Annotated in this window: 8 protein-coding genes; 6 read left to right on the plus strand and 2 right to left on the minus strand. The window is 49.6% G+C overall.

Features of this window, described 5'->3' with window-relative positions; translation table 11 throughout:
• The first annotated feature begins 3 nt into the window (after nucleotides 1-3).
• From KOO62_06765 to KOO62_06790, 6 genes are all read left to right on the plus strand, one after another.
• The gene (locus KOO62_06765; GenBank protein ID MBU8933693.1) at nucleotides 4-675 is read left to right on the plus strand and encodes a hypothetical protein; all 672 of its coding nucleotides are present in this window, start codon (nucleotides 4-6) and stop codon (nucleotides 673-675) included.
• Between the two features lie 47 nt (nucleotides 676-722).
• Nucleotides 723-2,480, plus strand: a complete 1,758-nt coding sequence (locus KOO62_06770) for a response regulator (GenBank protein ID MBU8933694.1) — start codon at nucleotides 723-725, stop codon at nucleotides 2,478-2,480.
• A 36-nt stretch (nucleotides 2,481-2,516) separates the two neighbouring features.
• Nucleotides 2,517-3,959 (plus strand): PAS domain-containing sensor histidine kinase, encoded by a 1,443-nt coding sequence (locus KOO62_06775; GenBank protein ID MBU8933695.1) that lies wholly within the window; start codon nucleotides 2,517-2,519, stop codon nucleotides 3,957-3,959.
• 20 nt (nucleotides 3,960-3,979) lie between these two features.
• Nucleotides 3,980-4,360: a response regulator gene (locus KOO62_06780; GenBank protein MBU8933696.1), complete on the plus strand. Its 381-nt coding sequence runs from the start codon at nucleotides 3,980-3,982 to the stop codon at nucleotides 4,358-4,360.
• Nucleotides 4,361-4,578: 218 nt separating this feature from the next.
• Nucleotides 4,579-6,837 carry a hypothetical protein gene (locus KOO62_06785; protein ID MBU8933697.1) on the plus strand — a complete coding sequence of 753 codons (2,259 nt, stop codon included), beginning with the start codon at nucleotides 4,579-4,581 and terminating at the stop codon, nucleotides 6,835-6,837.
• Between the two features lie 143 nt (nucleotides 6,838-6,980).
• Nucleotides 6,981-7,889 carry a YihY/virulence factor BrkB family protein gene (locus KOO62_06790; GenBank protein MBU8933698.1) on the plus strand — a complete coding sequence of 303 codons (909 nt, stop codon included), beginning with the start codon at nucleotides 6,981-6,983 and terminating at the stop codon, nucleotides 7,887-7,889.
• Nucleotides 7,890-7,923: 34 nt separating this feature from the next.
• On the opposite strand, the gene KOO62_06795 is transcribed toward KOO62_06790, so the two are convergent.
• The gene (locus KOO62_06795) at nucleotides 7,924-8,274 is read right to left on the minus strand and encodes a response regulator (GenBank protein MBU8933699.1); all 351 of its coding nucleotides are present in this window, start codon (nucleotides 8,272-8,274) and stop codon (nucleotides 7,924-7,926) included.
• A gap of 62 nt (nucleotides 8,275-8,336) precedes the next feature.
• Nucleotides 8,337-9,089 (minus strand): GTPase HflX (gene hflX, locus KOO62_06800; GenBank protein MBU8933700.1); only part of this gene is annotated, 753 nt, incomplete at its 5' end.

The following is a 9,089-nucleotide window of genomic DNA, read 5'->3' on the forward strand; positions in this document are numbered from 1 at the left end:
GTGATGTTTGACTTGGAATTTGCACGAGGTCCACTTCATGATATCGCCCTGGGGTTCATGACAGTGGTTTATATTATTCGACTCTACTGGCTGACCCGATTCGTGGCCGGTAAAGAACGACAGGCTGCCACTGGTCGTGGGGATACCAACCCGCGCAAAGGCTTTCTATATTCATGGGGCAACGTGGCCATGCCGTGGGCGATGGAATCCACCCGTAGCCATGTGCTCATGTACGCCGGTTTTGTTATTTTTCATCTGGGCGTAACAGCTGCTATTCTGCTGCTGTTTTCTGTGTCGTTCTATTTCAAAGCTGATCCAATTCCGCCTGCTCTGGCGCTCGGCTTTCAGGTGATTATTGGCGCGGCCTTTCTTGTCGGTGTGATTCGGATTATCCGGCGCATTGCCAGTAAGTACATTCGCGCCATCAGTTCACCCGATGATCATTTCTCTCTCTGGTTGTTGACCGCCTGGTTCGCGCTCGGCGTCCTCGCTGCGCCCAACGACACATCTCAGAGTGAGTGGCAGGTACTGGCTTACTTCTATCTGGGTTCGTTCTTTTTGGTCTATGTGCCCTTCTCGAAGATTTCGCATTACCTCTATTATCCCTTCACCCGGTACTACCTGGGCAAATCTCTCGGACGTCGCGGCGTCTTCCCGATCAGAAGGGTTCAGTAGTAATATGGTTAGCGCACCCGGCACGGAGAAACTCATTGGAGAATATCATGGCTAAAGAAAGATCATACAAAGCACAGAAGGTTATTGACAGGATGGGCATGAAGCTCAACCGACAGATTGTCGGATCACTGACTGCCTGTGTCCATTGTGGTATGTGTACCGATTCATGCCATTATGTCCTGGCAAATCCCGACGATCCGACCTACGCTCCGGCGTATAAAGCGGACAAGATTCGCACCCTTTTCAAACGGCATTATGACTGGACTGGCCGGGTGTTTCCCTGGTGGGTCAAGGCCAAGAGCCTCTATACTGATGCTGAGCTTGAGGAATTGAAAGACACCGTATTTGGCAAATGCACCAATTGCCGACGGTGTACGATTAACTGCCCTATGGGCGTAGATCTGGCGACGTTTAACCGTATGGCTCGCGGCCTGTTGGTTTCAGTGGGGGTTATGCCTGAAGGTGTCGCTGTGGTCAGTAAAGACCAATGGGAAATCGGCAACCAGATGGGTGTGCTCAAGGAAGACTATGTTGATACCCTTGAGTGGCTCTCTGATGAAATGAAGATGGAATACGGCGACTCCTGTCCCGGTATCCCGATTGACAAGCATAATGCCGACATCGTTTACTCTATCAATCCGCGTGAAGTCAAGTACGATCCGCGCACGATTAGTGATGCCGCTTTAATTTTCAACGAAGCTGGCGCAAACTGGACGATGCCCTCAGACGGTTGGGACATGACCAATTTCGGTCTATTCTCTGGCGATGATGATCTGGGTGGGGCGGTTGCCCGGCGTCTGTACGAAAAAGTCGAGGAGATCAAAGGCAAGCGACTGGTGATCTCAGAGTGCGGACACGGCTATCGTTCGACTCGTTGCGAAGGACCGAACTGGGCCAAGATGGATGTTAACTACGTCATGGAAAGCTCGGTCCAGACCATGATAAAGTATATCACTACTAATCGCATCAAAGTCGACAAGACGAAAAACGACATTCCGGTTACTTTCCACGACTCCTGCAATTACGGCCGTAGTTGCGGCATGACCGAAGAGCCGCGCGAATTGCTGGAGATGGTTTGTACTGATTTCCGCGAGATGTATCCCAATCGCACCGAAAACTTCTGTTGCACAGGCGGCGGCGGAGCTATGTCGATGTCTGAGTATACACCGCAACGACTCAAATCGGCCAAGGTCAAGGCGGACCAGCTCAGGGAAACCGGAGCGAAAATCGTCGTTACCACCTGTCACAACTGCGTCGATGGTCTCAGTGATCTTATCAAACATTACAAGCTCGACATGAAGGTGACACAACTGGTGAACCTGGTCGCCAACGCCATGGTACTCGAAAGGCTCAAGGTGCCGGTTGCGGTCGAAGCTGTACCGGCTGAAATCAAAGCCGTAGCCACTGCTGCTGATTTGGCAGGCTTCAAGATATTGGTGGTTGACGATGAACCTGATTTTGTTACCTTTGTCAGTACCGTCCTGGAAGACAACGGTGCTACGGTTGTGACCGCTTCAAGTGGTGACGAGGCGCTCAAAGTAGCCAAGGCGGAGAAGCCGGACCTGATTACGCTCGATATTAGTATGCCTGGAAAATCCGGGGTCGAAGTGTTTGAAGAATTACGCAACACACCGGAGATCGCACAAATTGCCGTATGTGTTATCACTGGCAAGCCGGAAATGCGTAAGTTGATTTATGACCGACCGGTGCCGCCACCAGAGGGATACCTTGACAAGCCGGCCAGTGAGGAAGGCATACTGGTGAACGTGCGCAAGATTCTCCAGGTTGCTTCCGGGAAGTTGTAAAAACTTCGACGGTCAAATTGGTCGAGGAGGAATGTGATGGAACATCCGCGAAGGCGGTTTTCGGACAGAATATTCGACGCCATTCCTGGCTACCTTTCAGTCCAGGATCGCGAATTCCGGATTGTGGAATGTAACGATTCCTTTCGAAATAATTTCGGGGAACCTGGTGGTAGATATTGCTACCAGGTTTACAAGCAACGACCGGAGCGGTGTGAAGATTGTCCGGTAGCTCGGACATTTGCTGATGGGCAGAAACACACGAGCGAGGAAGTGGTAACCACTCTGGGCGGGAAAGATGTCTCGGTCCTGGTCAATACTACCCCAATTCTCGATGAAGAGGGAAATGTTTCGGAAGTCATCGAGATGTCAACCGATGTAACCCAGCTTATAGACCTTCAGATGGACCTTCGAACCAGTCGCCGGAAGTATCGTCAATTGTTCGAAGAAGTACCCTGTTTCATTTCGATTCAGGATAAGGACCTGAATATTACCGATGCCAACCGCTTGCACCGTGAAACCTTCGGTACTGGCTATGGGCGAAAGTGTTTCGAGATTTACAAACATCGAGACAAAGAGTGTCTCCCTTGCACAGTTCGTCAGACCTTCGCCAATGGTGAGCCGCGGAACCACGAAGAAGTTGTGACCTCGCAATCAGGGGAGTCAATCAACGTTCTCGTGCATACTGCAGCGATACGCAATAGCGAAGGCGAAGTCGACAGTGTGATTGAGATGAGCACCGACATCACCGCCATTCGGATGTTGCAAGACAAGCTCTCGTCGGTCGGACTACTTATCGGCACTATTTCACACGGCATCAAAGGACTCCTCAACAGTCTTGATGGTGGTATTTATCTCATCAACTCCGGACAGGAAAAAAATGACAATGCCCGTGTGGAAAAAGGTTGGGATATTGCCCTGAGGAACATCAATCGTATCCGTTCGATGGTGTTGGACATTTTATACTATGCCAAAGACCGCGAACCAAACTGGGAGCAGATCTCAGCTGGCGAAATCCTCCAGGACGTGTGCAAAATAATGGAAGAACGCGCCAGAACACTCGGTATCACCCTCGAAAAATCGGTTAGCGGAACCGGTGAATATGAAGGGGACCGACAAATGGTACGATCTCTGTTGGTCAATTTGGTGGAGAACTCCCTTGATGCCTGTCGTATTGATACCAAGAAGACCGAGCACATGGTCAAAGTCGAAATGAACGATAAAGCAGACGGCATTCAATTCATTGTTTCGGACTCTGGTATCGGCATGGATCGAGAGACCCGAGAGAAGGCCTTCAGTTTGTTCTTCTCGTCCAAAGGAGCTGGCGGCACCGGCCTTGGGCTGTTCATCGCTCACAAGATTGTTCATGCCCATGGCGGGACGATCCGTATTGAATCCGAAGAGGGACAGGGAAGTCGGTTTTTTGTTGAACTGCCGCGTAAACGACCTGAGGTTGAATTGTCCGAGGAACAGTCCAGTTGATACTAAGGAGATAATAAGATATGGCTGACCAGAAGAAAATACTCGTCGTTGACGACGAGCCGGATATGGTCGAGTGGTTGACTACATTCCTGGAAGATAACGGTTTCACAGCTATTTCAGCCTTCAGCGGTGCCGAAGGCTTCGCAAAAGCCAAATCCGAACATCCTGATCTGATTACTCTTGATGTTTCGATGGCCGACGAATCCGGCCTGAAGGCTCTAAGGAACTTTCAGGAGACCAAAGAGACATCGGGTATCCCTATTATTATGGTAACCGGCGTTTCGACCGATGTGAAGGTCTTCATCAAGCGAAACAAACATATTATGATGCCTGCCGGTTTCATGGAAAAGCCGGTTGATAGAGACGAACTGCTCAAGAAAGTCCAGGAGTTAGTTAAATAGCTACCTGCTGACCAACCGTCATCCGACCAAGACCCTGCCGCTGGAAAACTGGCTTCTCCGTTGAAAGCGGCTCGGATTGCAATACAGTCACAAATATCCCCGATACCAACCGTCAGGTCGGTAGGGTGTGCACAGGAATCATTTGACATTAGGGGCAGTTATGCGTCATATATCCCATACATAGTGAAGGAAACTAAATTCTCAGAGTCGAGGGAAGAATGAACCGAAAGCTACTGCTCAACTTGACCTTGTCCGCCGCATTGCTCGTTGCGATTCCCTGTGTGGCATCGGATTTCTTCGATAAGTTCGAGGACAACTACGGTGTACTTGATCAGGACCTACTCAATAACATGGGCGAGATTGCCACTATCAGTAATTTCGTTTACCAGAAGGACGTGGCCACTTTCACCCTGAAAGAGGGTACTATCCACTTTCTGCGCTATGTTCATGGCCGCCCTACTACTGCGATATTCGTTGGCCAGGGACATGCCGCCATCACCGTTCCATCCCACACCGAGCGGCAGGGGCTGTTCAAGATTTCGGGCGATAGTGTTGTCAATGAAGACTTTGAGCTTCTGTTCATTCGTATGGCTGATGATCTTGATTTGAAACTCAAGGAACGGTTCACATTTAAGGAACAACAACTGGATTGGAAAATGTTCCAGCCAGCCAAAGAAGCCCAGGGTGAAATGTTTTTCAAAGCCAGTATCTTTCACCCGCGTGATAATTACTTCCAATTGTTACGCTCACTGTATGAACGCAGTTCCGACGGCTACTTCTGGGCCGATTTTAATCGCTGGGTATTCTCGTATGATCCCAACCGACCAGAACAGGTCGAGCTGGCCTACGAATACCAGGGCGGCGACATGTTGGCCACAGTTGGAGCCAGATTTCAGCGTGAAGAAAACGGCGTCTATGACGATACGGCTATGTCGGATATCCCCTATGCGACCACTATAGTTTCAAGAGAAGGTGACCTTCATCTGAGTGGCACCGATGGACGTCGGATTGATAAGGCCGAAGCTACCATCAAGATGGCGATCAATTCTGATAGCCTCCGCTATTTGACGATGTATCTCCAGTTCAACCTGAATCTGGACTCGATTCTGCACGAGGGTGTTCGTGTCGATTTTATTCGACGCAAGTCGTTTGAGTTTTCCGGTCTGGTCCTCCCCGAATATGTGTTTCAGGGAGACACGATAGAATTGAAATGCTACTATCATGGAAAGCATTTCGACCATTTCGCTCCCTACGTCGACAACCCGGCTCCCTGCCCGTACGAGTTGACCTTCACCGTTCCGAAAGGGTACAATTATTACCTGCCGAACAAAAGTGAACCGGAGAAAGTCGATGGCAAGACGGTCCGGTTTACTTCAACTTCGCCGGCGCCGTTCAGAAAATTCTTCTTCCATGTCTATCCCGGTGGCATTCAGGACACAATTCCCATTGTGTCAGAGACCGGCCTGACTCTGAATTTTCTACGAGCCAAACACATCAAGAAAAAGCTCAATTGCTTCATCACCGATGATAAGTATCAGCAGGCGATCATCGACGCCTTCAACTATATGTCAGGTCTGCTCGGATCACCCCCCCATACGTTTGTCGAGTACGTTATCCCCGAAGGTTTCCAGAGTATGCCAGGTATGCTCAAAGCTCCGCAGTTGGCTTGTGTGACGGAGGGTGGTTGGATTTCTCTGGGCGCCTATGATTTCGTGGCTGGTAATGCCACCGCGTTGCAGTGGTTCGGGTCTACTATGCGACCTGCCACCGACCGGGAACAATGGACTACCGAAGCTCTGCCGGCGTACTTTGCCTTGATGTATCTACAGACCCATCTCAAGGGTGGCACATATTACACCAACATGTATTCTCGCCGGGATTCCCTGTACACCGCGTTGGGTCTGGGCCGTGATTTACCTCTTGCAGCAGGTGTTCGCCCCAACACTTTCACCGATGAAGAAAAACAGAGTGACTTCTGCGAGACCATCCGCACTAACAAGGGTGTCTGGATGATACATATGTTGCGGTTCTTGATGTACGACCTCGATACTGGCTCAGAAGCCAAGTTCACAAAGTTCCTTCAGAGACTATTCCTCCTGGTGAACAATAAGGTTTACACTAACGCCGATATTATTACCCTGGCTGAAAAACACTATGGCCAACCACTCGATTCGTTCTTCGAGCACTGGCTTTATGGCGTGGACTTACCAACTTTCAACGTTAACTACTCCATCGAATCACGCGATGGCAAGTTCTACGTGCTAATCAATATAGTGACCACGAATGTTTCACCGAGCTTCGCCATGCCGGTTATCATGCAAATTAAGCATGGCGATGGTAGCTCAACGTTTGAACGTGAGACCGTAACCGGCACTACAACACAACTGGAATTCGGACCGTATGATATTAAACCAACGGAGTTGGTGTTCAACGAATTCTTTGGTGTTCTTTCACGCGACAACGTGAAGAAGCAGTAGTGATGATTCAATGACTGGTTTCCAGGGCCGGGTTTTGCACCCGGCCTTTTTTCTTGGTCTGTAACCAGCCTGGTTCCCTCACCTTGACAACCATCTGCAGAACGCTGTTATTGCAGTAAGTAGAACTAACATCGAAAGCTACGATGGCATCTGACCACGAAAACAATAAGCCCGTATGGTTTTTCCATCCCCCGGTGTATTACTCCGTCCGGCAATGGCTACGGCACTATTTTGGCGGATTGTATTATCGCATTGACGAGCACCACATCTTCCTGCTGTCGAGCGGGCTGTCGTTCTCGCTGTTTGTTTGTGTGGTACCGATTGTGTTGGTGATGTTCGCTGTCCTGGGAATAATTCTGGAACAGAGTGCCCTGGAAAGCGAAATCACAATTATCATTGATCGCTTCATTCCGTCTGAAACCTACAGTAACACGGTCCAGCAGTTTGTTTTTGATCGCATCGAAGAATTCCGTGTCTATCGCAAGGTGGCCGGGATTATCGGTGCGTTTGGCCTGCTGTTCGCCGCCAGTGGTTTGTTCTCGACCATGCGCACTATCCTCAACCGCGCCTTCAACAGCAAAGTGCAAAAACACCCACTGGTCGGAAAACTTCGCGATCTCGGAATGATCCTGTTGGTAATGATTTACGTTCTGTTCTCGATTACCATTTTGCCGGTACTGGAGATTCTCAAAGACTCCGCCTCTAAAATTGAACTGCTACAATCTCTGGAGCTAAGTACTTTGGAACGGTTCTCGTTTTTGGTCTTGTCGTTTACGATTGTTTTCTCAGTGTTTTTTGTGTTGTACTATCTAATACCGTATGAGAAGCTTCAGAAAAGGGTCGTGGCTCTTAGCGCGTTGTGGGCAGCGGTTTTGTGGGAGATCGCTAAACAGGCTTTTGGGTATTACATCACACATGCGGCAACCCTAACCGCCATCTACGGCACTTATGTCTTTCTGGTAGTCGTGGCCTTCTGGTTCTACTATTCTTCGGTGGTATTCATAGTCGGAGCTGAGATCGGCCAATTATTCCGAGAACGCCAACGGGGATAGCGAAGAAGGTTCATTTGTTAATAATGAAACAGTATTACAGCAGCGAATTGAGCAGCTGTTCGATGTCCGACATCATAAACGGTTTGGCCAGGAAGCCATCCGGTTTGTTGGTTTCGGATTCGAAATCTTTGATCGAATAGCCGGAGATAAGAACTACCGGCAGGCTGGGATTCCTCTCCTTGATCTTCTCCAGCAATTCCATGCCGCTCATGTTGGGCATACGCATATCGGTGATAACCAACGAGAAATTCTGCTTGTCCATCGCCTCAAGTGCCTTCATGCCGTCATCGGCACGAACCGTCTGGTAATCAAATACATCCAGCATGTCCGAAAGCAGACTGGCCATATTGGGATTGTCGTCAACGATGAGTATCTGTCTTGCCATAGATAATAACCTCTCTTGAGTTTATCGGCACAAGAGAGCAGATTCTTTCCTATCGACTTTGGTTATTTTTTGAAATGCCTTGATGAACGGACTACCAATTCGGCCTGAAGGGTTGAGATACCGGTCGAGTACCGAGCCGACAGCACAAAGGAGGTCTCGTCGGTATCTTCAGGGGGTTGAAAATCCGGGACCAAGTCGATCTTGTTGAAGATCATCAAATATGGCACTTGCTCAGCACCAATTCCAGATAGTACCCGTTTGGTCTGGTCAATATGTTCCTCAAGTCCGGGATCAGAACAATCAGCTACATGCAAAATAAGGTCAGCCAGTGCAACTTCCTCAAGCGTCGATTTGAACGATTCTACCAACTGGTGCGGGAGTTTTTTGATAAAACCCACTGTATCCGAGAATATGACCCGACAGGGATACCCGGACGACATCACCCGGGTCGTTGAATCAAGAGTGGTGAAAAGCATATCAGCGGTACGGACATTGGCTTTGGTCAACAAGTTGAAGAGGGTAGATTTGCCGGCGTTGGTGTATCCAACCAGGGCAACCTTGAATAACTCCTGTCGTTGTTTTCTCTGGGTGGCTCTTTGCCGGTCGAGTTTCTTTAGTTTGCCCTTGAGATGCACGATCCGCTTGCGAACCCGGCGGCGATCGATTTCAAGCTGGGTTTCCCCCGGACCTTTGGCACCAATTCCGCCGTATTGCCGGGAAAAATGAACCCAGGCACCCGTCAATCGAGGGAGCGTATATTCAAGCTGAGCCAGTTCGACCTGGAGTTTGGCCTGGCGTGTCTTTGCCCGGGTGGC

The sequence above is a fragment of the Candidatus Zixiibacteriota bacterium genome, from assembly GCA_019038695.1.
Lineage (GTDB): Bacteria > Zixibacteria > MSB-5A5 > GN15 > FEB-12 > B120-G9.